The sequence below is a fragment of the Nocardia sp. NPDC088792 genome (assembly GCF_044750615.1).
Classification (GTDB): domain Bacteria; phylum Actinomycetota; class Actinomycetes; order Mycobacteriales; family Mycobacteriaceae; genus Nocardia.
Genome location: NZ_JBIVKC010000001.1, coordinates 111,972 through 136,609, shown reverse-complemented (window position 1 = coordinate 136,609; position 24,638 = coordinate 111,972). Strand labels below are relative to the sequence as shown.

General features: G+C 67.0%; 25 protein-coding genes and 1 tRNA gene. 19 read left to right on the top strand and 7 right to left on the bottom strand.

Going from position 1 to position 24,638, the window contains the following annotated elements; all coding sequences use genetic code 11:
- Positions 1-171 precede the first annotated feature (171 nt).
- Both steA and ACIP5Y_RS00600 read left to right on the top strand, forming a co-directional pair.
- Positions 172-1,383 carry a putative cytokinetic ring protein SteA gene (gene steA / locus ACIP5Y_RS00605; RefSeq protein ID WP_400346339.1) on the top strand — a complete coding sequence of 404 codons (1,212 nt, stop codon included), beginning with the start codon at positions 172-174 and terminating at the stop codon, positions 1,381-1,383.
- A gap of 6 nt (positions 1,384-1,389) precedes the next feature.
- Complete coding sequence (locus tag ACIP5Y_RS00600) at positions 1,390-2,310, top strand: copper transporter (RefSeq protein ID WP_400346337.1); 921 nt, start codon at positions 1,390-1,392, stop codon at positions 2,308-2,310.
- A gap of 4 nt (positions 2,311-2,314) precedes the next feature.
- Here ACIP5Y_RS00600 and ACIP5Y_RS00595 read toward each other — a convergent pair whose 3' ends face one another.
- On the bottom strand, positions 2,315-3,022 hold the full coding sequence (locus ACIP5Y_RS00595; RefSeq protein ID WP_400346335.1) for a TetR/AcrR family transcriptional regulator C-terminal domain-containing protein: 708 nt from the start codon (positions 3,020-3,022) through the stop codon (positions 2,315-2,317).
- Between the two features lie 82 nt (positions 3,023-3,104).
- On the opposite strand from ACIP5Y_RS00595, the gene ACIP5Y_RS00590 reads away from it, so the two are divergent.
- The 4 genes from ACIP5Y_RS00590 to ACIP5Y_RS00575 all read left to right on the top strand — a co-directional run bounded on the left by ACIP5Y_RS00590 (position 3,105) and on the right by ACIP5Y_RS00575 (position 7,371).
- Complete coding sequence (locus ACIP5Y_RS00590) at positions 3,105-4,064, top strand: ATP-binding cassette domain-containing protein (RefSeq protein ID WP_400346333.1); 960 nt, start codon at positions 3,105-3,107, stop codon at positions 4,062-4,064.
- Positions 4,064-4,846: an ABC transporter permease gene (locus ACIP5Y_RS00585; protein ID WP_400346331.1), complete on the top strand. Its 783-nt coding sequence runs from the start codon at positions 4,064-4,066 to the stop codon at positions 4,844-4,846. Before ACIP5Y_RS00590 ends, ACIP5Y_RS00585 begins: the two co-directional genes overlap by 1 nt.
- Positions 4,847-4,969: 123 nt before the next feature.
- Positions 4,970-6,697: a CTP synthase gene (locus tag ACIP5Y_RS00580; protein WP_400346329.1), complete on the top strand. Its 1,728-nt coding sequence runs from the start codon at positions 4,970-4,972 to the stop codon at positions 6,695-6,697.
- Positions 6,694-7,371 carry an NUDIX domain-containing protein gene (locus ACIP5Y_RS00575; protein ID WP_400346327.1) on the top strand — a complete coding sequence of 226 codons (678 nt, stop codon included), beginning with the start codon at positions 6,694-6,696 and terminating at the stop codon, positions 7,369-7,371. Before ACIP5Y_RS00580 ends, ACIP5Y_RS00575 begins: the two co-directional genes overlap by 4 nt.
- On the opposite strand, the gene ACIP5Y_RS00570 is transcribed toward ACIP5Y_RS00575, so the two are convergent.
- Positions 7,368-7,919: an isochorismatase family protein gene (locus ACIP5Y_RS00570; protein ID WP_400346325.1), complete on the bottom strand. Its 552-nt coding sequence runs from the start codon at positions 7,917-7,919 to the stop codon at positions 7,368-7,370. The genes ACIP5Y_RS00575 and ACIP5Y_RS00570 overlap by 4 nt on opposite strands.
- A 205-nt stretch (positions 7,920-8,124) precedes the next feature.
- Here ACIP5Y_RS00570 and ACIP5Y_RS00565 point away from each other — a divergent pair.
- From ACIP5Y_RS00565 to der, 8 genes are all read left to right on the top strand, one after another.
- Positions 8,125-8,201, top strand: a tRNA-Glu gene (locus tag ACIP5Y_RS00565).
- Between the two features lie 39 nt (positions 8,202-8,240).
- Positions 8,241-9,170: a site-specific tyrosine recombinase XerD gene (gene xerD, locus ACIP5Y_RS00560; RefSeq protein WP_400349029.1), complete on the top strand. Its 930-nt coding sequence runs from the start codon at positions 8,241-8,243 to the stop codon at positions 9,168-9,170.
- A 211-nt stretch (positions 9,171-9,381) separates the two neighbouring features.
- Positions 9,382-10,257: a ParA family protein gene (locus ACIP5Y_RS00555; protein ID WP_400349027.1), complete on the top strand. Its 876-nt coding sequence runs from the start codon at positions 9,382-9,384 to the stop codon at positions 10,255-10,257.
- Between the two features lie 131 nt (positions 10,258-10,388).
- Complete coding sequence (locus ACIP5Y_RS00550) at positions 10,389-11,276, top strand: segregation and condensation protein A (protein ID WP_400349025.1); 888 nt, start codon at positions 10,389-10,391, stop codon at positions 11,274-11,276.
- Positions 11,277-11,302: 26 nt separating this feature from the next.
- The gene (gene scpB, locus ACIP5Y_RS00545; RefSeq protein ID WP_400349023.1) at positions 11,303-12,115 is read left to right on the top strand and encodes an SMC-Scp complex subunit ScpB; all 813 of its coding nucleotides are present in this window, start codon (positions 11,303-11,305) and stop codon (positions 12,113-12,115) included.
- Positions 12,116-12,125: 10 nt separating this feature from the next.
- Positions 12,126-13,982, top strand: a complete 1,857-nt coding sequence (locus tag ACIP5Y_RS00540; RefSeq protein WP_400346324.1) for a pseudouridine synthase — start codon at positions 12,126-12,128, stop codon at positions 13,980-13,982.
- 65 nt (positions 13,983-14,047) lie between these two features.
- Positions 14,048-14,716, top strand: coding sequence for a (d)CMP kinase (gene cmk, locus ACIP5Y_RS00535; RefSeq protein ID WP_400349022.1), 669 nt, complete (start codon positions 14,048-14,050; stop codon positions 14,714-14,716).
- Entirely contained in the window at positions 14,713-16,128 is a 1,416-nt protein-coding gene (gene der, locus ACIP5Y_RS00530) for a ribosome biogenesis GTPase Der (RefSeq protein WP_400346322.1), read from the top strand. Before cmk ends, der begins: the two co-directional genes overlap by 4 nt.
- Before the next feature lie 49 nt (positions 16,129-16,177).
- On the opposite strand, the gene ACIP5Y_RS00525 is transcribed toward der, so the two are convergent.
- The 3 genes from ACIP5Y_RS00525 to ACIP5Y_RS00515 all read right to left on the bottom strand — a co-directional run bounded on the left by ACIP5Y_RS00525 (position 16,178) and on the right by ACIP5Y_RS00515 (position 17,902).
- Entirely contained in the window at positions 16,178-16,495 is a 318-nt protein-coding gene (locus ACIP5Y_RS00525; RefSeq protein ID WP_400346320.1) for a helix-turn-helix domain-containing protein, read from the bottom strand.
- Between the two features lie 288 nt (positions 16,496-16,783).
- A complete protein-coding gene (locus ACIP5Y_RS00520) occupies positions 16,784-17,053 on the bottom strand; it encodes a hypothetical protein (RefSeq protein WP_400346319.1) in 270 nt (89 codons plus the stop codon).
- A gap of 120 nt (positions 17,054-17,173) precedes the next feature.
- Positions 17,174-17,902 (bottom strand): TetR/AcrR family transcriptional regulator, encoded by a 729-nt coding sequence (locus tag ACIP5Y_RS00515; RefSeq protein WP_400346318.1) that lies wholly within the window; start codon positions 17,900-17,902, stop codon positions 17,174-17,176.
- Between the two features lie 106 nt (positions 17,903-18,008).
- On the opposite strand from ACIP5Y_RS00515, the gene ACIP5Y_RS00510 reads away from it, so the two are divergent.
- Positions 18,009-18,962, top strand: coding sequence for an ATP-binding cassette domain-containing protein (locus ACIP5Y_RS00510; RefSeq protein WP_400346316.1), 954 nt, complete (start codon positions 18,009-18,011; stop codon positions 18,960-18,962).
- Between the two features lie 35 nt (positions 18,963-18,997).
- A complete protein-coding gene (locus ACIP5Y_RS00505; RefSeq protein ID WP_400349021.1) occupies positions 18,998-19,729 on the top strand; it encodes an ABC transporter permease in 732 nt (243 codons plus the stop codon).
- Between the two features lie 107 nt (positions 19,730-19,836).
- On the opposite strand, the gene ACIP5Y_RS00500 is transcribed toward ACIP5Y_RS00505, so the two are convergent.
- Positions 19,837-19,980 (bottom strand): hypothetical protein, encoded by a 144-nt coding sequence (locus tag ACIP5Y_RS00500; RefSeq protein WP_400346314.1) that lies wholly within the window; start codon positions 19,978-19,980, stop codon positions 19,837-19,839.
- Positions 19,981-20,379: 399 nt separating this feature from the next.
- Here ACIP5Y_RS00500 and ACIP5Y_RS00495 point away from each other — a divergent pair, with 399 nt between their 5' ends.
- The 3 genes from ACIP5Y_RS00495 to ACIP5Y_RS00485 all read left to right on the top strand — a co-directional run bounded on the left by ACIP5Y_RS00495 (position 20,380) and on the right by ACIP5Y_RS00485 (position 23,834).
- A complete protein-coding gene (locus tag ACIP5Y_RS00495) occupies positions 20,380-21,231 on the top strand; it encodes a lysophospholipid acyltransferase family protein (protein ID WP_400346312.1) in 852 nt (283 codons plus the stop codon).
- A gap of 213 nt (positions 21,232-21,444) precedes the next feature.
- Entirely contained in the window at positions 21,445-22,011 is a 567-nt protein-coding gene (locus ACIP5Y_RS00490; protein WP_400346310.1) for a hypothetical protein, read from the top strand.
- An 818-nt stretch (positions 22,012-22,829) separates the two neighbouring features.
- Complete coding sequence (locus ACIP5Y_RS00485; RefSeq protein WP_400349019.1) at positions 22,830-23,834, top strand: PrsW family glutamic-type intramembrane protease; 1,005 nt, start codon at positions 22,830-22,832, stop codon at positions 23,832-23,834.
- Here the strand turns inward: ACIP5Y_RS00485 and ACIP5Y_RS00480 are convergent.
- Complete coding sequence (locus ACIP5Y_RS00480; RefSeq protein WP_400346308.1) at positions 23,831-24,580, bottom strand: IclR family transcriptional regulator; 750 nt, start codon at positions 24,578-24,580, stop codon at positions 23,831-23,833. The genes ACIP5Y_RS00485 and ACIP5Y_RS00480 overlap by 4 nt on opposite strands.
- Positions 24,581-24,638 lie beyond the last annotated feature (58 nt).

Here is a 24,638-nt window from a genome sequence, read left to right as displayed (position 1 = left end):
GGCGGTGTCTCCTTTCGTGCCGGTGTCCGGAGCATATCCTTACCCACCGGTAATAAGATAGGTGCGATAGGCGGAACCCCGGTCAAGCGACTGGCATCACTGTGACGAATGGCCGGTAGGACCGGCGCGCCTCCACCAATGGTTGAGACTTTGCGGTAATCATCGATCGTTATGAGGATGCTGGCCCTGCTTTCGCGTACCACCGAAACGCTGCCTGGTCTGACCGGAATCGCCCGGGTGGACCGCAACACCCGGCGGCTGCTGCAGCGGGTGGGACCCGGCGATGTGGTGGTCCTCGACGAGATGGACCTGGACCGGCTCACCGCCGACCGGCTCGTCGAAGCGGGGGTCGCCGTCGTGATCAACGCCTCGCCCTCCATCTCCGGACGATACCCCAACCTCGGGCCGGAAGTCTTGGTGGCCAATGGAATCCAGCTGCTGGACGCGGTCAGCTCCGATGTCTTCACCAAGATCAAGGACGGCATCAAGGTCCGGGTCGTCGAAGGCGTCGTCTACACCGACAGACTATCGAAGAAGGAACCCGAAGCCCTGGTCGAGGGCCTCGAACTCACCGAGGCCGGCATCGCCGAACGCATGATCGAGGCCCGCAACGGGCTCGCCGATCACCTGGAAGCGTTCGCGGGCAACACCATCGAGTTCATCCGCACCGAATCCTCGCTGCTCATCGACGGAATCGGCGTGCCGGACGTGGTGGTCGACATGAAGAAGCGGCAGGTGGTCGTGGTGGCCGACGGCCCCCAGCACGCCGACGATCTCAAGCGCATCAAACCCTTCATCAAGGAGTACGCGCCCATCCTCATCGGCGTCGGCCGCGGCGCGGATACCCTGACCCGCAACGGATACCGCCCCGACCTGATCGTGGGCGACCCGGAGGAAATCACCGCCACCACCCTCAAATGCGGCGCGGAAGTGATCCTGCCCGCCGACACCGACGGCCACGCAAAGGGTTTGGAGCGCATCCAGGATCTGGGCATCGGCGCGACCACCTTCCCGTCCTCGGGTGCGCCCGCGGATCTGGCGCTGCTCATCGCCGATCACCACGGCGCCTCGCTGATCGTGACGGTCGGCGCGGCCGCCTCCCTCGACGACTTCTTCGACCGCGGCCGCCGCGACTCGAATCCGGCAACCTTCCTGACACGCCTCAAAATGGGCACCAAGCTGATGGATGCGAAAGCCGTTGCGTCGCTGTACCGTCACCGGGGTTCCGGGTGGGCGGTCGCGCTGGTCGTGCTCGCCGCCCTGGTTGCGCTGATTGTCGTGGTGCTCGCCACCCATATGGGCGAGGGCGCCATCACCTGGGTGCAGCATGCCTGGGAGCGACTATCGAGCTGGGTCCACACTCATTTGAACCGGTACAGGTAGGGGAGCATGATTTCCTTTCGCCACCACGCGGTGTCGATCGCCGCAGTGTTCCTGGCCCTCGCGGTCGGCGTGGTGCTCGGCACCCGCGTGCACGGCGACGGCTTGTTCCCCGGCTCCGGAAACAGCAGTCAGATAGACGATCTGAAGGCCGAGAACGGCCGCCTCAACGATCAGGTGAAGGCCGCCGACGCGTTCCTCGCCGGTTCGGCCGGCAAGCTGCTCGCCGGCACTCTCGCCAATCGCACCGTGCTGGTGTTCACCACCCCCGACACCGATCCCGGTGACGCCGACGCCGTCACCACCGCGCTCACCACCGCGGGCGCCAATGTCACCGGCCGCGTGGGCCTGACCGGCGCGTTCGTCGACTCCTCGGAGGGCGACCGATTGCGCAGCGCCCTCACCAATGTGGTGCCCGCCGGCGCGCAGCTGAAGATCGATGCGGTCGATCAGGGCAGCATGGCCGGTGACCTGCTGGGCCAGGTACTGCTCACCGATCCGGCCAACGGCCAGCCGCGCGGCACCGAACAGGAACGCAGCCTCGCCGTGGAAACCTTGCGCGGCGGCGGTTTCCTGACCGCCGACACGGTCGCCCCCGCCCAGCTCGCGGTCGTCGTCACCGGTGACGGCTCGAAGGCGGACCAGAACAATCGCGGCACCATAATCGCCCGCTTCGCGGGCGCCCTCCGCGCCCACGGCGCGGGCGTCGTCCTGGCCGGCCGCTACGGCGCGGCCGAAGGCCCCGGACCGATCGCGGTGGCGCGCTCGGAAGCGCCGCTCGCCACGGTCACCACGGTCGACAATGTGGATCGCGAAATCGGCCGCATCACCACCGTTCTCGGCCTCAGCGAGCAGCTGAACGGCGGCACCGGCCGTTACGGCACCGCGGACAAGGCAACCTCGCTCACGGTCGCGGCCATGCCGCACTGACGCTCTACTGTGCGATGGTCGCCTGGATGCCGGTGACCAGGCGGGCCAGCGCGCGTTCGAAATGCGCGTCCGGATCATGCTCGTGCGGTCCACGGGCGTCCGCGATGATGCGGCGCAGGTAAGGATAGTTACCGCTGTCGATCAACGTCGAGATGTACGGACCCCATTGCGCCATTTCGGTATTCGCCTCGGCCTGTCCGCGCCGGGCTTCGTTCTGCGCGTAGCCGAGCGCGAAAGTCCGGACGGTGGCGGGAATTTCCATCATCTCGTCGATGTCCAGTGACAGCCCCCCGAGCCGGGCGGTCGCGCCCTCGATGACGTCGATCCATTTCGGGCCGACCAGTGTCGAGACCGAAACGATCTGCGCCCACCACGGATGCGCGAGCACCTGCCGGCGGGTGGCGCGGGCCAGCCGGCTCAATGTCGTTGCCAGGTCCGAGTTCTCGGGTCCGATCCACTCTTCGAGCGGTCCGACCACCTCGTTGGCCATGAGCAGATGCAGCTCTTCCTTGGTGCGCACGTAGCGGTAGAGCGACATGGGTCCCGCGCCGATGTCCTTGGCGACCCGCCGCATGGTGACCGCCTCGAGCCCCTCCGCATCGGCGATGGCGATGGCGGCATTCGCGATCTGGGAGCGGGTGTATCCGGGTGCGCGGCCGCGTCCGGTCGCCTCCGGTCGCATCCAGATGACGGCATCGTCCGCGGTGGTCATGGGTCCATCCTAACGAGCCATTGCGTACGAGGTACCCATCGGCGTAGCTTCTTATGCGTACCTTGTACTCATAGGAGAATTCATGCGTGACGTGCTGCTGGAGGCCGAGGGCCTGGAGAAGAGATTCGGAAATACCCGGGCGGTCGCGGGTGTGGACCTGTCCGTCCGGCGCGGTTCGGTGGTGGGTCTGCTCGGACCCAACGGCGCGGGCAAGACGACGATGCTGCGCATCCTTTCGACGCTGACCCTGCCGGACGCCGGGCGCGCGACCATCGGCGGCTTCGACGTGGTGCGCGACGCGGCCCGGGTCCGCACGATCATCGGGCTGGCGGGGCAGTCCGCCGCCCTGGACGAGAAGATCACCGGCTACGAGAACCTGCTCATGTTCGGCAGGCTGTCGCACCTGCCCGAGCGCACCGCCCGTGCCCGGGCACGGGAACTACTCACCCGATACGACCTGGAGGACGCCGGAAATCGCCTGGTATCCACCTATTCCGGCGGTATGCGCCGGCGACTGGATCTGATCAGTTCACTGGTCGTCGCACCGCAACTGCTGTTCCTCGACGAGCCGACCACCGGCCTCGATCCACGCAGCCGCAATGAAATCTGGTCCACACTGCGGCAATTGGTCGCGGCGGGCACGACGGTTCTGCTCACCACGCAGTACCTCGACGAGGCCGACCAGCTCGCCGACCGGATCGTCATCATCGACCACGGCACGGTGATCGCCGAAGGCACGCCTCCGGATCTCAAGTCCGCCATCGGAACCCGGGTGCGTGTCGACCTCGCGGACCCGGCCGACGGCGCCGCTGCCTCGAACGTGCTGTCCCGGCTCACCGGCGGTCGTGCGGAACGGGATCCGCAGGGGCGCAGCGTCTCCGGCGTCTGCGTCGAGGCGGTGACCGTTCCCGCGGTGGTGCGTGCGTTCGACGCCGCCGGCATCCGGATCGCCGACGCGGCCCTGCGCGCACCGAGTCTCGACGAAGTGTTCCTGTCCCTCACCGGGAATCCGGTCGACGAGCTGGAAGAGAGCGTGGCCTGATGTACGCCCTGCGTGACGGCTGGACCATCGTGCGCCGCAACCTGTCTCAGATGCGGCACGCGCCGAGTGAGATCGTCGGCGCCCTGATCTTCCCGATCTTCACGGTGCTCATCTTCGGATATATCTTCGGCAGCGCCATCGCGGTGCCGGGCGGCGGCAATTATCGGGAATTCCTGATGCCCGGCCTTTTCTCGATGACCGCGACCTTCTCGGTCATCGTCACCATGAACAAGGTGGCCGCCGACAATGGCAAGGGTGTGATGGATCGGTTTCGTTCCATGCCGATGGCGCGGTCGGCGGTGCCGTTCGGCCAGACCGGCGCGGATCTGATCCTGTCGCTCGCCGGGTACATGGCTATGGGCCTGTGCGGGCTGGCGGTCGGCTGGCGCATTCACCACGGCCTCGGTGCGGCGCTCGCCGCCGCGGGTGTGCTGCTGCTGTTCGGTTATGCGCTGCACTGGGTCGGTGTGGTGTTGGGCCTACTGCTCGACAATGAGGCAACCGCGGATCGGCTGACGCCGCTGGCGTTTCCGGTGGCGATGCTGTCCAACAACTTCGTGCCGACCACGGGCATGCCGGCGTGGCTGCGAACCATCGCGGACTGGAATCCGGTGTCGTCGGTGGCGGCCGCGCTACGTGAGCTTTTCGGCAATCCGGGTGTCGCCGTGAGCGGGGCGTGGCCGTTGCGGCACCCGGTGCCCGCGTCACTGCTGTGGTCGGCGGGGATCCTGGTTGTCTTCGTGCCGCTGGCCGTGCGCTCCTACCGGGTCGCTGGACGGTAGCCGGAGGAGGGTGTGCCTGTAGTGCCGGATGGGGTCGATGGGACGAAATGTCAGCCAGTGATCGCGTGGCTATCGCGCGTGGCATTCGTTAGGCAACCACACACCGTGTTACTGTGAAGACCCGTGGGTAATTCACGGATTCCGGCGCGCGCAGCCACGAAACACATCTTCGTCAGCGGCGGTGTCGCCTCTTCACTCGGTAAGGGACTGACCGCCTCCAGCCTCGGTCAGCTGCTTACGTCGCGCGGTTTGCGCGTCACGATGCAGAAGCTGGATCCGTACCTGAACGTCGATCCCGGCACCATGAACCCCTTCCAGCACGGTGAGGTGTTCGTGACCGAGGACGGCGCGGAGACGGACCTCGATGTCGGACACTACGAACGCTTCCTCGATCGCGATCTGTCGGGGTATGCCAATGTGACCACCGGCCAGGTGTATTCGAAGGTGATCGCCAAGGAGCGCCGCGGCGAGTACCTCGGCGACACCGTGCAGGTGATCCCGCACATCACCGACGAGATCAAGAGCCGCATCACCGCCATGACCGGACCCGATCTGCACGGTCAGGTCCCGGACGTGGTGATCACCGAAATCGGTGGCACGGTCGGCGATATCGAATCGCAGCCGTTCCTCGAGGCGGCGCGGCAGATCCGCCACGAGGTGGGCCGGGACAACTGCTTCTTCCTGCACGTCACGCTGGTGCCCTACCTGGGTCCCTCGGGCGAGCTGAAGACCAAGCCGACCCAGCACTCGGTGGCGGCGCTGCGCAATATCGGTATCCAGCCCGACGCGCTCATCCTGCGCTGCGATCGGGAGGTGCCGCAGCCGCTGAAGAACAAGATCGCGCTCATGTGCGACGTGGATGTGGACGCCTGCATCTCCACACCGGACGCGCCGTCGATCTACGACATTCCGAAGGTGCTGCACCGCGAGGGCCTGGACGCGTACGTGGTGCGCAAGCTGGGCCTGCCTTTCCGCGACGTGGACTGGACGGTGTGGGGCGACCTGTTGGATCGGGTGCACAACCCGCGCGAAGAGGTCACCGTCGCACTGGTCGGCAAGTACGTGGATCTGCCCGACGCCTACCTGTCGGTGACCGAGGCGCTGCGCGCCGGCGGGTTCGCCTCGAAGGCCAAGGTCAATATCCGCTGGGTGCAGTCCGATGAATGCGAGACCCCGGCGGGTGCGCGGGCGCATCTGGCCGATGTCGACGGCATTCTGATTCCGGGCGGCTTCGGTATTCGCGGCATCGAGGGCAAGGTGGGTGCGATCCGCTACGCCCGCGACCACAAGATTCCGCTGCTGGGTCTGTGCCTGGGTCTGCAGTGCGTGGTCATCGAGGCGGCGCGTTCGGTGGGCATGACCGACGCCAACTCCGCGGAGTTCGAGCCGGACACCAAGTACCCGGTCATCTCCACCATGGCCGATCAGGAGAAGATTGTCGCCGGCGAGGAAGACCTGGGCGGCACCATGCGCCTCGGCGCGTACCCGGCTGTGCTGCAGAAGGATTCGGTGGTGGCGGCCGCGTACGGTGCGACCGAGGTGTCCGAGCGGCACCGGCACCGCTACGAGGTCAACAACGCCTTCCGCGACAAGATCGCCAAGAGCGGCCTGAAGTTCAGCGGCACCTCCCCGAACGGCCACCTGGTCGAGTTCGTGGAATACCCGCAGGACAAGCACCCGTTCCTGGTCGCCACCCAGGCGCACCCGGAGCTCAAGTCGCGTCCGACCCGCCCGCACCCGCTGTTCGCGGCGCTCATCTCGGCCGCCCTGAAATACAAGGCCGCCGAACGCCTTCCCGTGGAGATCCCGGAAGAGGTTCCCGCCCCCGAGGGTGAGAAAGTGTCCAAGTGACATCCTCCTCCGACCGTGACCGGGCCGCCGAGACCACCGAATCGGCGCCCGGCACACACGAGTTCGACACCGTGTCCAGCCGCATCGTGTACTCGGGCGCCATCCTCGCCCTGCGGCTGGACGAGGTGGTCATGCCCGGCGGCCGCACCGCCGAGCGTGAGGTCATCGAACATCATGCGGCGGTGGCGGTCGCGGCTCTGGATGAGGACGAGAACCTGGTCCTGATCAATCAGTACCGCCACCCGGTCGGCCGGCGCCTGCTGGAACTCCCCGCCGGCTTGCTCGACAAGCTCGGCGAGGATCCGCTGGAGGCGGCCAAGCGCGAACTGGCCGAGGAAACCGGCCTGGCGGCACGCAATTGGTCGGTCTTGGTGGATATCGCATTGTCGCCCGGCTTCACCGATGAGGCGTTGCGTATCTATCTGGCCACCGACCTCTACGAAACCGACCGCCCCGAACCGGAGTTGGAGGAAGCCGACATCCAGCTCCGCCGCGTCCCTCTCACCGAGGCGGTGCAGGCGGCCCTGGCCGGTGAGATCACCAACGCCACGGCGGTAGCGGGTGTCACCGCCCTCATGACAGCACGCTCCACAGGCGCCGCCCTCCGCCCGGCCGACGCCCCCTGGCCGGGCATGCCCACCGCCTTCCTGGAACGCAAAGCCGCCCAGCACTAACCGAACGTGACCTCGTCCACAGTGACCGACTCCGCCGTACGCCCGGGCGCGGAAGTGAACTGCCACACCAGATTGAGGTGCCGAATAACGGCCTCCGGCGCCGGCGCACCCCACTGAGTGAGGTCCTCGGTGGTGTGCGCATCCGTCACCAGGGTGGTGTCGTACCCCCGCACGAACGCGCCGTGCAGTGTGGACCGTATACAGGCATCCGTCTGCGCCCCGGCAACAATCACCCGCCCCACCCCGAGCCGAGTGAGTACCGCCTCCAGATCGGTGTCCTCGAACGAATCCCCGTAAAGCTTCTCGATGCGCGGTTCGTCCCCGCCCGGAACCAGCTCCGGCACAATCTGCCACGCCTCGCTCCCGGACACGCGATCCTCCCCGATGTCCTGTACCCATAGCACCGGCACCCCGGACCCGCGCGCCTTGTCCACCAGCCGTCCGATGGACGCGACCACCGCATCCCGCTGATGAGCGTTGCCGACAACGCCGTTCTGCACATCGATGACAATCACAGCCGAGTTCGGGCGATCCGCGAGAGACGTCATGGCTCCCGATCGTAGAACCCGCTACCGACAATCCGGCTTCGCCGACCGCATCGGAACCCTTGACCTGAAGGATGATTGAGGTTCCACCATGGTGTGATGACCGATAGCCGCCCGCTTCCGAGTCGTCGCCGAGCTCTGACCGCCCGAAAGCTGTTCAGGGAAAATGAATACCGCTTCCCCGGGGCTCCTTGCTAGCGTCGAACGCGGCGCAGTTGCTCTGATGGTCATGGGCGGCCTGGCTTTCATCCAGGACCTTCGTCGGTTCGATTCCGATCTGCGTCGCTGCCTCTTGCGGCGATGGTGTCGGCCCCACCTGCAATGATGTCTTTCGTGCTGACCCGGCAGATCGATGCGTACCTCGACCACCTGACGGTCGAGCGCGGTTCTGCGCGCAATACGTTGAGTGCCTATCGGCGGGATCTGGGGCGGTATCGGGAGTTTCTGGACGGGCGTGGGGTGGAAACGCTTGCGCGCGTGGCGGAGACCGATATCGGGGATTTCATGGTGGCGTTGCGGGCGGGGGATGCGGAGCATCCGGCGCTGGCTGCCAGTTCGGCGGCGCGGGCGCTGGTGGCGGTGCGGGGGTTGCACAAGTTCGCGGCGGCGGAGGGGATCGCGGAGGTGGATGTCGCGCATCCGGTGAAACCGCCCACGCCGGCCCGGCGACTGCCGAAAGCATTGCCGTACGACCAGGTTTCGCGGTTGCTGGAGGCGGCCGGGGGAGCGGCGGCGGATGGGCCGCGGGGATTGCGGGATCGGGCGCTGCTGGAGTTGTTGTATTCCACCGGGGCTCGGATCTCCGAACTGGTCGGGCTGGACGTGGACGACATCGACACGCCCGAGCGGGCGGTCGTGTTGCGGGGTAAGGGCGGGAAGCAACGGATGGTTCCGATCGGGCGCCCCGCACTCGCCGCACTCGACGCGTATCTGGTCCGGGGACGCCCCGCGCTCGCGCTCAACGGCCGGGGAAACAGCGCCTTGTTCCTGAATCATCGTGGCGGTCGCCTATCGCGTCAAAGCGCTTGGCAGGTTTTGCAATCCGCCGCCGAGCGCGCCGGAATCGCTGCTCAGGTGTCTCCGCATACATTGCGGCACTCGTTCGCAACACACCTGCTGGACGGTGGCGCAGATGTGCGAGTGGTACAGGAGTTACTCGGTCATGCCTCGGTGACGACCACCCAGATTTACACTCTGGTGACCGTGGGCACGCTCCACGAAGTGTGGGCGACCGCCCATCCGCGTGCCCGCTAACAGGTCTGAAGTGCAGGTTTACAGTGCGTGTCCGAGCGTCGGTCTTGCGCGAACAGACGGTAGCGTCTATTAGGGACCGGACCGCACACGCGGCCGGGCGCGTCGTCCACGGCACCGTGGTGGGCGAAGCTAGGCCAGGAACGTCGAAGGAGCAGCGGACGTGACGACTACCGGTGGTGCGGGCCAGCGGATCGAAACCGCCGCGCAAACACTGTGGGAGGCCCCGGATGTGGTCTCCGACAGCGCGGTAACCGGTCCTACCGGTCGCCCGTTGCGTGAGATCCCGGAGCCGCCCCCGGCGGACCACACCGGCCCCGCGCTGATCGTGGCCATGTGCAATCAGAAGGGCGGCGTCGGAAAGACCACCTCCACCATCAATCTCGGTGCGGCGCTGGCCGAATACGGGCGCAAGGTGCTGCTGGTGGATCTGGATCCGCAGGGCGCGCTGTCGGCGGGTCTCGGTGTGGCGCACCACGATCTCGATCAGACCGTGCACAACCTGCTCGTCGGTCCCGGCAAGGTGACCGTCGACGATGTGCTGATCAACACCAAGGTCGAGAACATGGACCTGCTGCCCAGCAATATCGACCTGTCGGCGGCGGAGATCCAGCTCGTCAACGAAGTCGGCCGGGAGCAGACGCTCGGGCGCGCGCTGGCCCCGCTGCGCAGCCGCTACGACTACATCCTCATCGACTGTCAGCCGTCGCTGGGCCTGCTGACCGTGAACGCGCTCGCGTGCGCGGACGGTGTGATCATTCCCATGGAATGCGAATACTTTTCGCTGCGCGGACTGGCGCTGCTCAATGACACCGTGGAGAAGGTGCGGGACCGGTTGAATCCGGAGCTGTCCCTGTACGGCATCGTTGTCACCATGTTCGATGCCCGTCTACTGCATTCGCGCCAGGTGATGACGCGCGTGGTCGAGGTGTTCGGCGACCTCGTGTACGACACCGTCATCTCGCGCACGGTCCGTTTCCCCGACGCCTCTGTCGCGGGTGAGCCCATCACCACCTGGGCGCCGAAATCCGGTGGCGCGGAAGCGTATCGGGCGATGGCGCGGGAAGTCATAAACCGGTCGGGCCGTTGAGCGATTCGTTCCAGCCAGCGTCCGAGCACGACCCGGCGGACGCCGATTCCACCCTGCCCGGGGATGATTCACCGTCCCCGGGCACTGCTGTGCCCGAATCGGGCCCGGCCGCAGACTCGGTGCTCGGGGATATCGCCGCTTCCGGGTCGGCCCCGGCGGCGCCGAATGCGCCTGCCGCACCGGATGATTCCGACAAATCGGGCAAATTCCATTTGCATCTCTCGAATTTCGAGGGCCCGTTCGACCTACTGCTGCAGCTGATCAGCAGCAGGCGCCTGGATGTCACCGAGATCGCCCTGCACAAGGTGACCGACGAGTTCATCATCTACACCAAGGCTTTGACCGCGAGCCTGTCCGAGGAGCAGGGCCTGCGCGCGGACAAGATCCTCGACCAGACCACCGAATTCCTGGTCATCGCCGCCACCCTGCTGGATCTCAAGGCGGCGCGGCTGTTGCCGTCCGGTGAGGTCACCGACGAGGACGACCTGGAACTCCTCGAGGCCCGTGACCTGTTGTTCGCCCGCCTGTTGCAGTACCGCGCCTTCAAACAGGTCGCCGTATTGCTCAGCGAGCTGGAGTCGGCCGCGCTGCAGCGCTATCCGCGTGCGGTCTCGCTCGAGGACCGGTATCTGGCGCTGTTGCCGGAGGTTACGCTGGGTGTTGACGCCGCGGGGTTCGCGGATGTCGCCGCCACGGTGTTCCGGCCGCGCCCGAAACCGAGGGTGGGCCTGGATCACATCCACGCGCACTCCATTTCGATCGCGGAACAGGCCGCGCTGGTGCTGGAGATGCTGAAGAACCGCGGCGCCGGCGGCTGGACGACTTTCCACGAGGTGTGCATCGACTGCGACGCACCGATCCAGATCGTCGCCCGCTTCCTGGCTCTGCTGGAGCTGTACCGCGGCAAGACTATCGAATTCGACCAGCCCGACCCCTTGGGCCCGCTCCGGATCAGCTGGATGGGTGAGCTGGCGGACCTCCCGGCGGAGCCCGTGACCATTGACGAGGACTACGGATGAGCGAGGCAGTGCAGGAATTGGGCGACATGCAGAATCCGGCCGACGCCACCGACCCGACCCGGGCCATCGAGCAGGATGAGGCCGTGGGCCCGGCCGCGGATTCCGCTGTGACGCAACCGGACCCGGATGCCGATGCCGCGTCTGCTGCCGAGCCGGATCCGGAGGAAGCCGACTCGGCGCCGTTCTCGGACGAGGAGGCCGACGAGGACGAGGAGCAGCTCGACGAGGGCGAGTTCCGGTCGGCGCTGGAGGCGATGCTGCTGGTGGTGGACGCGCCCGCGCCGGTGGATTTGCTGGCGTCGGCGTTGCGGGATCATCCGATCCGGGTGGAGACCGCGTTGCGGGAGATGTCGGATGAGCTGACGGCGCGGCGTAGTGGCATGGATCTCAGATTTGTCGGTGACGGGTGGCGTTACTACACGCGGACCGAGTTCGCGCCGTATGTGGAACGTATGCTTTTGGATGGCGCACGGTCGAAGCTCACACGCGCCGCTTTGGAAACCTTGGCGGTCATCGCGTACCGTCAACCGGTTACCCGAGCCCGTGTGAGTGCGGTGCGCGGTGTGAATGTGGATGGCGTGATCAGGACCCTGCTGGCGCGGGGGCTGATCGCGGAGGCCGGAACGGACCCGGATACCAACGGCACTCAGTACCTCACCACCGAGCTGTTCCTGGAACGGATCGGACTTGCGTCCCTGGCGGATCTACCGCCGTTGGCGCCGCTGTTGCCGGGCGTCGACCTGATCGACGAGATCAACGAGAGCTTGGATACCGATCCCCGGTACACCCGGCTCAAGAAACCTGCCGAGGGACAGATAGACCTCGGCACCGAGGATTGACTAGGACAACGTGAATACACCCGCTCGCCGAGATGGCACACCGGACCGTAGTAAACGTGGAAGTGAACCGCCCAGCGGTTCCCGCGCCACCGCCCGAGGCCGGACCGAACGGTCCGCACAGGCCCGCGGTGGCTCATACGACGCCCGCGGTGGCTCGCGCGGCGACTCCCAGTGGGGCAACAACAACTCTCGCGGCGCCGGTCAGGGCCGCGGCAACGCCGATTCGCGCGGTGATTCCGGTTACGGTTCGCGCGGCGGCAACTCCGACACCCGCGGCGGCTACGGCGATTCGCGCGGTGGTTCCGATAGCCGCGGCGGCCAGAGCCGCGGCGGCTCGTACGGCGGCGGTTCGCGTGATTCGCGCGGCGCGGGCCAGGGTCGCGGCGGTTCTTCGTACGGCAGCGGCGGCAACAGCCGTGGTGGCTCGTACAGCGGCGGCCAGGGCCGTGGCGGTTCCGATTCGCGTGGTGGCTCGTACGCGGGTGGTGGCAGCCGTGGTGGTTCCGATTCGCGTGGCGGTTCGTACGCCGGTGGTGGCAGCCGTGGTGGTTCCGACTCACGCGGTGGCTCGTACGCCGGTGGCGGTAGCCGTGGCGGATCCGATTCGCGCGGTGGCTCGTACGGTGGCGGTTCGCGTGATTCCCGTGGCGCAGGCCAGGGTCGCGGCAACTCCTCCTACGCCGGTGGTTCGCGTGGCGATTCCGGCTACGGCGGTTCGCGCGGTGCGGGCCAGGGGCGTGGTGGCAACTCCTCCTCGTACGGCAATTCCGCGGGCCGCGGTGCTGCCGCCGGTCGCGGTTCGTCCGCCGGTGGATCGGGTCGTGACGGTCAGTGGAGTTCGGATTCGCGCGGTGGCGCACGCGGTGCGTCGGGTCGCTCGGATTCGCGGAATACGCAGGGCCGCACCGGTTTCGGACCGGATCGCGCGGGCTTCGGCCAGGATCGCAACGCGTCGCGTGGCCGGATCGGCGGCGGTAGCCCGCTGGCCCCGCACACTTCGCCGAACACTCCGGCCAAGAAGACACCGAAGCCGCAGCGTCAGATTTCGGGCCCGGTGCTGATCAGCAATGCGAAGCCGGCCCGCCGCCAGCATGTCGAGACCGATTCCAGCGGCCCGGACAAGCTCCCGTGGGGCGAGGGCGAGCGCCTGCAGAAGGTCCTCGCGAAGGCGGGCGTCGCGTCCCGTCGCGCCGCCGAGGAGATGATCGACGCGGGCCGGGTCGAGGTCGACGGCAAGATCGTGCGTGAGCAGGGCCTGCGCATCAACCCCGAGACGGCCGTGGTGCGCGTCGACGGCGTCCGCGTGGTCGTCCGCGAGGAGCAGGTGTACCTGGCCCTGAACAAGCCGAAGGGCTGGCAGTCCACCATGTCCGACGAGATGGGCCGCCCGTGTGTCGGCGATATCGTCGCGGAGCGAATCGCGGCCGGGCAGCGGCTCTTCCACGTCGGCCGGCTGGACGCCGATACCGAGGGCCTGCTGTTGCTCACCAATGACGGTGATCTGGCGCACCGCCTGATGCACCCGTCCTTCGAGGTCTCCAAGACCTACCTGGCGACGGTCAACGGCGAGGTCAACCGCGATATCGGCAAGATCCTGCGGGATGGCGTGGAGCTGGACGACGGCCCCGCGAAGGTGGACAAGTTCCAGGTGCTCGAGGTCGGCCCCGGCAAGTCGCTGGTGAAGGTCGTGCTGCACGAAGGCCGTAAGCACATCGTGCGCCGGCTGCTGGCCGAGGTGGGCCACCCGGTGACCGCGCTGGTGCGCACGCATATCGGACCGGTCGCGCTCGGCGATCAACGGCCGGGCACGTTGCGTGTGCTGGGTCGCGACGAAATCGGGAAGCTCTACGAGGCGGTGTCGTTGTGAACGGTGTGGGAAGTCTGATCGACACGACCGGTGCGCTGACGGGTTCGGCGCCGCTGGTCGTCGCCATGGACGGTCCGTCGGGCACCGGCAAGTCGAGCGTGTCGCGCCGGCTGGCCACCCGGCTGGAGGCCCGCTACCTCGACACCGGCGCCATGTACCGGGTGGCGACGCTGCGCGTGCTGCGCAGCGGCGTGGACCTGACCGATCCCGCGGCCATCGCGGTGACGGTCAAGGAGCTGCCGCTGACCATCGGCACCGATCCGAGCCGCGAGGTGATCCTGCTCGACGGTGAGGATGTGTCGAACGAGATCCGCGGCAATGCGGTGACCAAGGCCGTCTCCGCGGTGTCGGCGGTGCCGGAGGTGCGTGAGCAGCTGGTCGCGTTGCAGCGCGAGATCGCGGTGTCGGCGGGCCGGATAGTGGTGGAGGGCCGCGATATCGGCACCGTCGTGCTGACCGATGCCGATGTGAAGATCTATCTGACCGCGTCCGCCGAGGCGCGGGCCGCGCGCCGCAATGCGCAGAACATCGCGGAGGGTCGCGGCGACGATTTCGAGGCGGTGCTGGCCGATGTGCAGCGCCGCGACAATCTCGATTCCACCCGCGCGGTGTCCCCGCTGCGTCCGGCCGAGGATGCGGTGCTGGTCGACACCAGCGAACTGAACATGGATGAGGTCATCGACGAGCTGTATCGCGTCGTGGCCGAACAGATTTCGGCAGGAGGCGCGCAGTGACGCAGGACACCTTCGCCGGTGATGGCATCTGGTCGGATGAATCCGAGTGGGACATCGCCGAATTCGAGGGCGAGCAGGACGCCGAGCACATTCCCATGCCCACGGTGGCCATCGTGGGCCGCCCGAATGTCGGCAAATCGACTCTGGTGAACCGTATTCTGGGCCGCCGCGAAGCGGTGGTCGAGGATATCCCGGGCGTGACCCGCGACCGCATCTCGTACGAGGCCATGTGGTCCGGCCGCAAGTTCCTGGTGCAGGACACCGGCGGCTGGGAGCCGGACGCCAAGGGCCTGCAGCAGTCGGTGGCCCGGCAGGCCGAGGTCGCCATGCAGACCGCGGACGCCATCGTGGTGGTCGTGGATGCCACCACCGGCGCGACCGCCCCCGATGAGGCGGTGGCAAAGGTGTTGCGCCGCTCCAAGACTCCGGTGATCCTGGTCGCCAACAAGGTCGACTCGGAGAAGCTCGAGGCCGATGCGGCCGCGCTGTGGTCGCTGGGTCTGGGCGAGCCGTTCCTGGTGTCGGCCACGCACGGCCGCGGCACCGGCGATCTGCTGGACGCGATCCTGGAGGCGCTGCCGGAGACGCCGCGTGAGGGTGGTTTCGCCGGTGGCGGTCCGCGTCGTGTGGCGCTGGTGGGTAAGCCGAATGTCGGCAAGTCCTCGCTGCTGAACAAGCTGTCGGGCGAGGAGCGTTCGGTCGTCCACAATGTCGCCGGCACCACCGTCGACCCGGTCGATTCGATCGTCGAATTGGGCGGTAAGCCTTGGCGTTTCGTGGATACCGCGGGTCTGCGCCGCAAGGTCGGCAATGCTTCGGGTCACGAGTACTACGCGTCGCTGCGTACGCATTCGGCCATCGAGGCCGCCGAGGTGGCGGTCATGCTGATCGATGCCTCGCAGCCGGTGACCGAGCAGGATCTGCGCGTGATCAGCATGGTCGAGGAGACCGGCCGCGCCCTCGTGATCGCCTACAACAAGTGGGATCTGGTCGACGAGGACCGCCGCGAAATGCTGGAGCGCGAGATCGATCGCGAAATGGTCCAGGTCCGCTGGGCCCAGCGCGTGAACATCTCGGCCCAAACCGGCCGCGCTGTCCAAAAGCTCGTTCCCGCAATGGAAACCGCCCTGGGGTCCTGGGACAAGCGCATCCCCACCGGCCGCCTGAACAACTGGCTCAAAGAGGTCATCGCCGCCACCCCGCCCCCCATGCGCGGCGGCCGCCTCCCCCGAGTCCTGTTCGCCACCCAGGCCTCCACCCGCCCCCCGACGTTCGTCCTCTTCACCACGGGCTTCCTCGAGGCCGGCTACCGCCGCTTCATCGAACGCCGCCTCCGCGAGGAGTTCAACTTCGACGGCTCCCCGGTCCGCGTCAACGTCCGCGTCCGCGAGAAGCGCGAACGGAAGAAGTGAGCAATCGGCCCGGGTGATGTCAGGTCACCCGGGCCGTTTGAAATCCACCTCAAGCGATGGCCTCGACCTCGCCGTCATCGAATTGGATACTCTGCCGCAGTCGTCCGCCGAGCGCGGCGGCGTATCGTGCGAGGAGTTCGTAGCCGGCGATCTGGCCTTGCTCGATCTGCGAGATACGTCCCTTCGTGACGCCCATCCGCTCGGCGAGCTGTTGCTGTGTCATCCCCCGTGACCTGCGGATCTCGGCAAGGCGATGCCCGATTATCTCGGCGAGCAGCTCTTCCTTGCCGGCGGCGACGGCATCCTCACCGCCCGCGCGGTCGACGAGCTCCGGGCGAATGTCGCGCCACCGCGAGTATCCGCTCATTGCGGACCCTCCATTTCCTCTCGGCGTTCCTTCAGGTAAGTCTCGTACCGAGTGCCTGCACAACTCTGCGGAAGTCGGAATCCTCCAGCTGCATGATCCATTCGCGGACCTCATCGACCACGTAGATGTCCCAGTCCTGGTCTGCCACGCGAGGCAGTATAGGTATTACTATACTTCTTTGCGGGCGGTTTCGCGCACTGGGCGCGGTCGCGAGACTGGGCGGCTGAAGCGGCGGCAGGGTCCGCCTGGGCGAGTTTCCTACTCGCTCAGTGCTTTTCGTGTCGGAGATCAGGGTGCGATGCCGTCGACTGCGATGGCGTCGCCGCAGGCCGGGTTGGGGGTGTCCTCGGTGATGTCGGCGCAGGCTACCGGGGTGGCTGTGCTGGGCCAGGCGGGGAGGCCGCCGGTGATGCCGGAGGGGAGGCCGCCGGCGGTGGCGGGGGTGGCGCCGAGGACGAAGGCGGCGGCCAGGGCTATCAGGGTGATGGTCAGGGCTATCGCGGTGTATGCGGCGTGTACGCCGGGGGGCGTCGCGTCGATCGTGTTTCGGAAAGCCACAACGGCCACCTCCTCGCTGCGGCAAAGGGCCCACGCAACCAGCAGCGTGGGCCGACGAGGGCAATAGTGAGGGGGTGGCGGGCGCCCGGTCAAGCCGAAACGGGCTGGTCAACACAATGTTTACGTATGTTTGACGATGAACTGTTCGTAGCCGTCGAGTAGGCGATCGAGGGCGAAGTCGAAATCGGCTATGTCCCAGTCCATGTCGTCGGCTTCGAAGGCGCGGCTGGTCATGGCGTGGCTGACGAGCGGGTAACGTGCCGGGTCCAGTACTTCGGCGAGCATGGCGGCGTAGTCGAACTCGTCGGCGGCCTGCAGGGTGCTGTCGCGGATGAACTTCGCGCGGCCGATGACGTAGAGCGAGAGGTTCGTCACCAGCTGAAGTTTGAGTGGTTCCGGGATCGGGACCTCGGCGAGCGTTTGCAGGCCGACCTCCAGCCATGCCATGTTGTTCGGCCCGAACGGGGGAGCGGACAGGGGAAGGTCGAGCCACCACGGGTGGAGGCGAATGTAGTCGAATTCGGCGCGGGCCCAGGCGCTCAGCCCGACCCGCCAGCCCTCGCCGGTCGGAAGTTCGGGCGGCGGGCCGACCACCCGGTCGAACAGCACGATCGCGAGGGTGTCCTTGCTGTCGACATAGCGGTACAGCGACATGGTGGTGAAGCCGAGTTCCTTGGCGAGCCGGCTCATGGACAGTGCGCTATAGCCGTCGGCGTCGCAGATCGCGATCGCGGCTTCGAGGATCCGATCGAGGCTGAGCCCGCGTTTGGGTCCGCGGCTGCCCGCATCGTCCAGGTCCCAGAGCAACCTCGCTGCCTTGGGCAGGGTGGGCTCGGCGGGCGTGTCCATCTGACCTCCTGTCGTGGTTTCTGCTGCCATCTTGCGCCATCCCCAAAACTGTGTAGCCTATAAACAGAAAGTGTAACTCATACACAGTTTCTGATCGGGGTTCCCCATGGCAACATCCAGACTTCAGCCGGCCATCGAAGTGTCCGGCCTGACGAAGAGCTTCGGCGAGCACGCCGTCCTACGCGGGATAGACGTGAATGTTCCTGCGGGAATAGTGTTTTCACTACTCGGCCCGAACGGCGCGGGTAAGACGACCGTCGTGCGCATCCTCACCACACTGAGTTCTCCCGATGGGGGAGAGGTGCGTGTCGGCGGCCGCGATCCGGTGCGCGAGGCGGATGCGGTACGCGCGTTGATCGGCGTGACCGGCCAGTTCGCCGCCGTCGACGAGGTCCTCACCGGCGCGGAGAACCTGCACCTGGTGGCGCGGCTGCTGCACCTCGACAGGAAGGAAACGCGCAGGCGCACAACGCATCTGCTGGAACAGTTCGGCCTCGCCGAGGCGGCGCGCAAGCGGGCCGGCTCCTATTCCGGCGGTATGCGCCGCCGCCTGGACATCGCCATGAGCCTGATGGGCGAGCCGCGCATCGTCTTTCTCGACGAGCCGACCACCGGCCTGGACCCGCGCAGCCGCCGCGACCTCTGGGCGGCCATCCGCGGCCTGGTGGCCGACGGCGTGACCATCTTCCTCACCACCCAATACCTGGAGGAGGCCGATCAACTCGCCGATCGCATCGCGGTGCTGGACGGCGGCCGCATCGTCGCCGAAGGCACCGCCGGTGAGCTCAAGCGCCTGGTGCCGGGCGGGCACATCAGCCTCGGTTTCACCGACGAACACGGCCTGGCCGCGGCCGCCCGCGCGGTGCCGATGGCCGAGGCCGATCCGGATCAGCTGGTGCTGCAGGTGCCGTCGGACGGCAGCGTCGGCGATCTGCGCAAACTGCTCGAACATTTCGACGACCACGCCATCACCATCGACCAATTGGCCATCCACACACCGGATCTCGACGATGTCTTCTTCGCCCTGACCGGAAGTTCCGCGAAAGGCGCGCAGCTGTGACCACTCTCGTTCGCTCGGCCCAGGATTCGGCCACCATGGTCGGCCGCAATCTGCGCCACACCTTCCGCAGCCCGGACGGCATGATCATGACCATCGCGGTCCCGGTGACGATTCTGCTGATGTTCGTGTACGTCTTCGGTGGCGCCATGAATGTGGGCGGCGGTTCCTATATCGACTATGTGGTACCGGGAATCCTGTTGATGTGCGCGGGCTTCGGTTCCGGCGGCACCGCCGTCGCGGTGGCCCTCGATATGCACAGCGGCATTATCGATCGCTTCCGGACGCTGGCGGTCTCGCGTTCGGCGGTGCTCACCGGGCACATCCTCGAGAGCCTGCTGCGGAACTTCGTCACGACGGGCCTGGTGGTGCTGCTGGCGGTGGCGCTGGGCTTCCGGCCCACCGCCGATCCGCTGCGCTGGCTCGGGTTCGTGGGCATGCTGGCGCTTTTCGTCCTCGCGCTCTCGTGGGTGGCCGCCGCGCTCGGTCTGCTCGCGGCGAACCCCGAGGCGGCCAACGGTTTCATGTTCATCTTCATGTTCCTGCCCTATGTGAGCAGTGCTTTCGTGCCGGTGCACACCATGCCGGGCTGGCTGCGCGGATTCGCGGAACATCAGCCGATCACCTCGATCAACGAGACGATGCGCGGACTGCTCATGGGCACCCCGGTGGGGGATCAGGCGCCGACCGCGATCGCCTGGTGTGCGGGCATCGGCCTGGCCGGGTATCTGGCGGCCGGTGTGCTGTTCCGTCGCAAGGGTCGCGACTGACCGAAGCCGACGCGACCGGTTCGTACTATTCCTCTACTGATATATGCGCATCAGAGCATTCATCTCGCGCATGTGGGGCCGCTCGATTCGAATCGGATCGGGCGGCCCTAACGAGATCGCAGGATGAAGAACAGCACGACCGCCAGCACGAGCAGCAGGATTGCCGACCCGATCCATACCTCGGTCGAGGTGTAGGCGGGTACCTGGTTGTCGACGGATCCTGCGCGGACCGATATCTCGATCGCTATCACAGGGCCAGGGTAGGCCGTGCTGCCGGCGTGGACGGCGCGGCTTGGTCATTCTTACGGTTTTCGAGCGCCTGCAACGGATTTCGTCGCAGCTCGCGTGTCGACCTGCGTGGTTGGAGACATGCCTGCTCCGGAATGCCTTGTGGGTGTTGGATTCCGCACAATCTCCACCAAGCAACTGCTTGTGTTGATAACGTCGGCAGGGCAGGAGGACGGTGACGGGCATCTGTCGCAACGCAGCGACGTCCGCACGCTGTACCGGACCGCGTACGCGCGGCCGTCGGAGCTATCAATGGGGATGTAACCGGGGGCAATTCAATTCGTCTCGACGTCGGCTTCGCGATGTCGAGGGCCGACGCGTGCCGCCCGTCCACCGGCGACGCGATCGACAGGAAACGACTCATGAGCGAAGAAAAAGCGGTAATGGCGAACCCCGAACACCCCCTCATGCCACTGGCCCGGGCATATACGAACTACTTCACCCCGACCGTCACCGGTCTGCAGAATCTGCCCGCTTCCGGGCCCGCGCTGGTCATCGGCAATCATTCGTCCATCTATTGGGCGCCCGAGGTGTGGATCACCTTCATGGCCATGATGGAGCGCCGCCCGGACGAGCCCAGCTACGGCGTCGCGCACGAAATCCTTTTGCGCGCACCGGTTCTCGGTGACAGTCTGCGGAAATTCGGGGTGATCGCGGCGTCGCAGGAGGCCGCCGCGAAGGGCCTCAAGGACGGTGGCGCGGTCATGGTTTACCCGGGTGGGGACTGGGAAGCCTGCCGGCCGTGGACCGAACGCGGGCAGATCGAATTCGCCGGCCGCAAGGGCTTCATCCGGCTGGCGCTGAAACTCGGGGTGCCGGTCATCCCGGCGGTCGCCAACGGCGGGCACGACTCCATTTTCGTGCTCAGCCGCGGCGAGGGCGTGGCCAAGCTGCTGCAGCTGGACAAGCTGGTGCGCGCCAAGGTCTTTCCGGTCACCCTGGGCCTGCCCTTCGGGGTCGCGCCGATCCTGCCGCAGGTGCCGCTGCCGGCCTCCGTGCAGGTGAGCTTCCTGCCCGCGCTGGACTGGTCGACCCAGCCGGGCGATCCGGAGGACACGGAACTGGTCGAGGGCTATTACGACGAGACCGTCGCGACCATGCAGGCCGAACTCGACCGGCTGCGGGCCGAGACGCCGAATCCCGTGGCGGCCGGGCTGAAGAAGCATGCGGAGGGCCTGCCGGGGCCGCTCTCCGCGCTGGCGAAACTCCTCTAGGGAGGAGCGGGGAAGCGCCTGTCAAGGGCGTTGGCCAAGCTCCGATAAAGAGGCGGTCACCGGTGTGCTGCTTTCCTGCTCCGGGCTGCAAATTATGGTTAACTCTTGGCAAAAGCGCGGTGTTCGGACGCTTGGTGATGCGAACCGGGCGTCCGGCATATGCCGGCCGTGCTCTGGCGTTGCTAGAGGAATTCCGAGAGGCTGGAAAGCACCATGCGCCTTGTGTATTCGGTGCTGCCTGCGCTGGCCGCGGCCGGCGCATTGGCAGCCGTACTGGTCGTACCGCCATTGCTGGACGCGGCCGTACCGACCCGCGAGACCGCGGTCGCCGCAGGCACACACGTCACCCTCACCGCCACCGGTGTGGGCGCCATCCACGCGGGCCCCAACCCGGACAACGGCGTCCGCTTCGCGGTCCCGGCCGCGATGCAACAGGTCGCCACCGGCGACCAGTCCACGACGGTGCTGCGTTCGACCTCCGACAATCAGCGCCTGGCCATCCAGGTGGTGGACGGCATCACCGACTTCGACACCGCCGCTCCCCGCCTGCTCCTCCCGCTCCGCGCGGGTGGTGAACAGGTCGACTTCGACGGCGGCGTAGTCGATGCCGGCAACTTCCAAGGCCTCACCTGCGTCCTCCCCGACCTGACCGGCGGCGTCTGCGCAGTGGCCTACAGTGGCGACGTCGCGGTCACCGTCACCGTGGCAGGCACGACACCGGAGGCCGGACGCAACTTGATCAACGCGGTACTGCAATCCGCCCAGGCGGTGCAGGCATGAACGAGCCCGGTACGGGCCCGACCCCGGACGGCACCCAGCCCACCGGCGTGGACGTGAATCCCCCTGACGCAACCCCGAATCCGGGTGCCGCGGAGGCGCACCGAGATGGCACGGGAGTGACTCCGGCCGATACGAGCGCCAAGCCTGAAGGCGTGAGTGTGTGGCCGGGCACCGAGCGCCCGAAGTCCGAGGCCGCGAGCCCGCAATCCGGAGGGTGGAGCGCGAATCCGCCTGGCGGGGGAGTCGATCCGGGTGCCGCGGGAATGCACTCGCCGGGCACGGGCGTGACTCCGCCCGGCGCGGGCATGCAACCGGGCGGCGCCGGGGTGTATCCGCCGGGGACAGGGGTGAATCCGAGCGGGGCAGGAATGTACCCGCCCGGCGCGGGTGGTTATCCGCCCCCTGCGGGCGTGTATCCGGGTGGTGCAGGAGCGTATCCGCCTGCTGCGGGCACGTACTCGGGTGTTCCTGGAATGTATCCGCCAGGTGCCCACGTGTATCCGGGTGGTGTGGGCGGATATCCGCACTCTGGAGCCGCGTATCCGGGTGGTCCGGGTGTGTATCCGGGCGGCGGCGGCTATCCGCCCAACGCGGGTGCGTATCCGGGCACCGCGGGGGTGTATCCGCCCGGCGGTCACATGTACCCGGGCGGTGTTGCGTATCCCCCTGCTGGGGGCGCGTATCCGCCTACCGGGGCCGCGTATCCGGGTGGTGTGGGGACGAATCCGCCTGGCGTCCCGATGAATCCGCCTGGTGGGGGAGCGGTTCCGCGGCGGGTGCGGGTGAATTGGTTTCAGCCTCGGTCGCTTTTGTTCTGGGTGTATTGCCTGGCGGTGCTGGGTGGGCCGATTCTGTTCGTGCTGCAGGCGTTCGGGCAGGTTTGGTATGCGATGCCTGCGGCGTTGGCGGCTGTTCCGATCACGGCGCTGACGTTGTTGATGATCTGGCGGATTTTGTTGTGGCTGGATGGGTTCCATGCTCGGGGGTTCATACTCGCGCCGCTGGTCATGGGGTTCATCTGGGGTGCGACGGTGTGGCCCGGGTTGTCCATGTGGGCGAATGATCATGTGACGCGGGTGGTTACGAATCTCGGTGGGGATGCGTTCGCCGTGAATTGGCAGGCGGCGATTTCGGCTCCGATCGATGAGGAGTTGATCAAGGCCATCGGTATTGCGGTGGTGGCGGTGCTTTTCCGGCCATTGCTGACCCGGCCGATGCACGGGCTGCTGCTCGGTGGGTTCGTGGGGCTGGGTGCGCAGATCGCGGAGGACTGCCTGTACAGCACGCAGACGGCGCTGCTGTCGCCGCAGCATCCGGCGTCGGACACCATCATTGTGGCGTTGCTGCGCTTGATCACCGCGTTCACTTCGCACTGGGCCATGTCGGCGCTGGCGGGTGTCGGCATCGTGGTGCTCATGTCTCGCACCGATCGGCCCTGGTCCTGGCGGCTGGGCATGTTCGCCATGTTCTATCTGCTGGCGGTGGCCATGCACGTCATCTTCGATGCCCCGCATCCGCCGGGCCCGGGCCTGCTGGTGATCTTCCTGCCGGTCCTGGTCGACGCGGCGATCTTCACCATCGCCTACCGCTGGGTCCTGGGCACCGAACGCCAATGGTTCCGCGGCGTGATCGCTCTGCCGGCGGCACGTGCGCTCGGCCCGGAGGCCAATCTGTCGGCCCTGCTCACCGCGGGCGGCCGCCGCAATGCGCGTGCCGCCCTGCGCTATTCACTGCGCATGAGCCGAGGTCAGGCCAAGCGTTACGAACGCGACCTGCTGGCTCGCCTGGAGGCCCTGCCCCTCGCGGAACAGCCGCAGGGCTAGGCGCCGAGGAAGCGCTCGATGCGGGTTTTCGCTTCGAGCGCTTGGCGTCCGTAGTCCTCGTACAGATCCGGTGTGATGCGCAGGCTCGGCCCGGAGATGCTGAAGCTCGCCGCCGTGCGGCCACTGCGGCCCAGGCGAAGTGCGACGGCGATGGCGGTGATGCCGTCGTGCAGTTCCTGTTCGGTGATCGCGTAGCCGCGCGCACGGATTTCGGCGATCTCCTCGCGTAGTGCGTCAGGATCGGTGATCGTGCGCGGGGTGCGCCGGTCGAGGTCGCGGCGCAGGACTTCCTCGATCTCGTTGTCGGGCAACGAGGCCAGGTATGCCTTGCCGTTCGAGGCCGCATGCAGCGGCAGCCGGGTGCCCAGTGGCAGGAATGCGCGCAATTGGTGTGGGCTGTCGAGTCGTTCGATCAGGACCAGTTCATCGCCGTCGGGCAGGGCCAGGTGAATCGTCTCGCCGGTCTGAGCCTGTAGCTCGCTGAGGATCGGCATGGCGACGGCCCGCAGATCCGCCCCCGCGGCGACGGCACTGCCGATGCTGAACGCCTTACCGGTGATCACCCACCGGCCCGAGTCGTCGGGTGCGGCTCGTACCCAGCCCGCGGCCTCGAGCGTTTTCAGGCAGCGCTGCACAGTGCTTTTCGGGGTATCGAGCCTGCGTGCGAGGTCGCTGAGGCCCGCAGGTTGTGCCGCGGCGACCTCTTCGAAGACGCGCAGGGCGGTGGTGACGCTGTTCACGCTCATTCCTCTTCTTGACGCGGTGTGAGCCGCCTCATATGGTTCGTGGACCGCATCGTAGCAC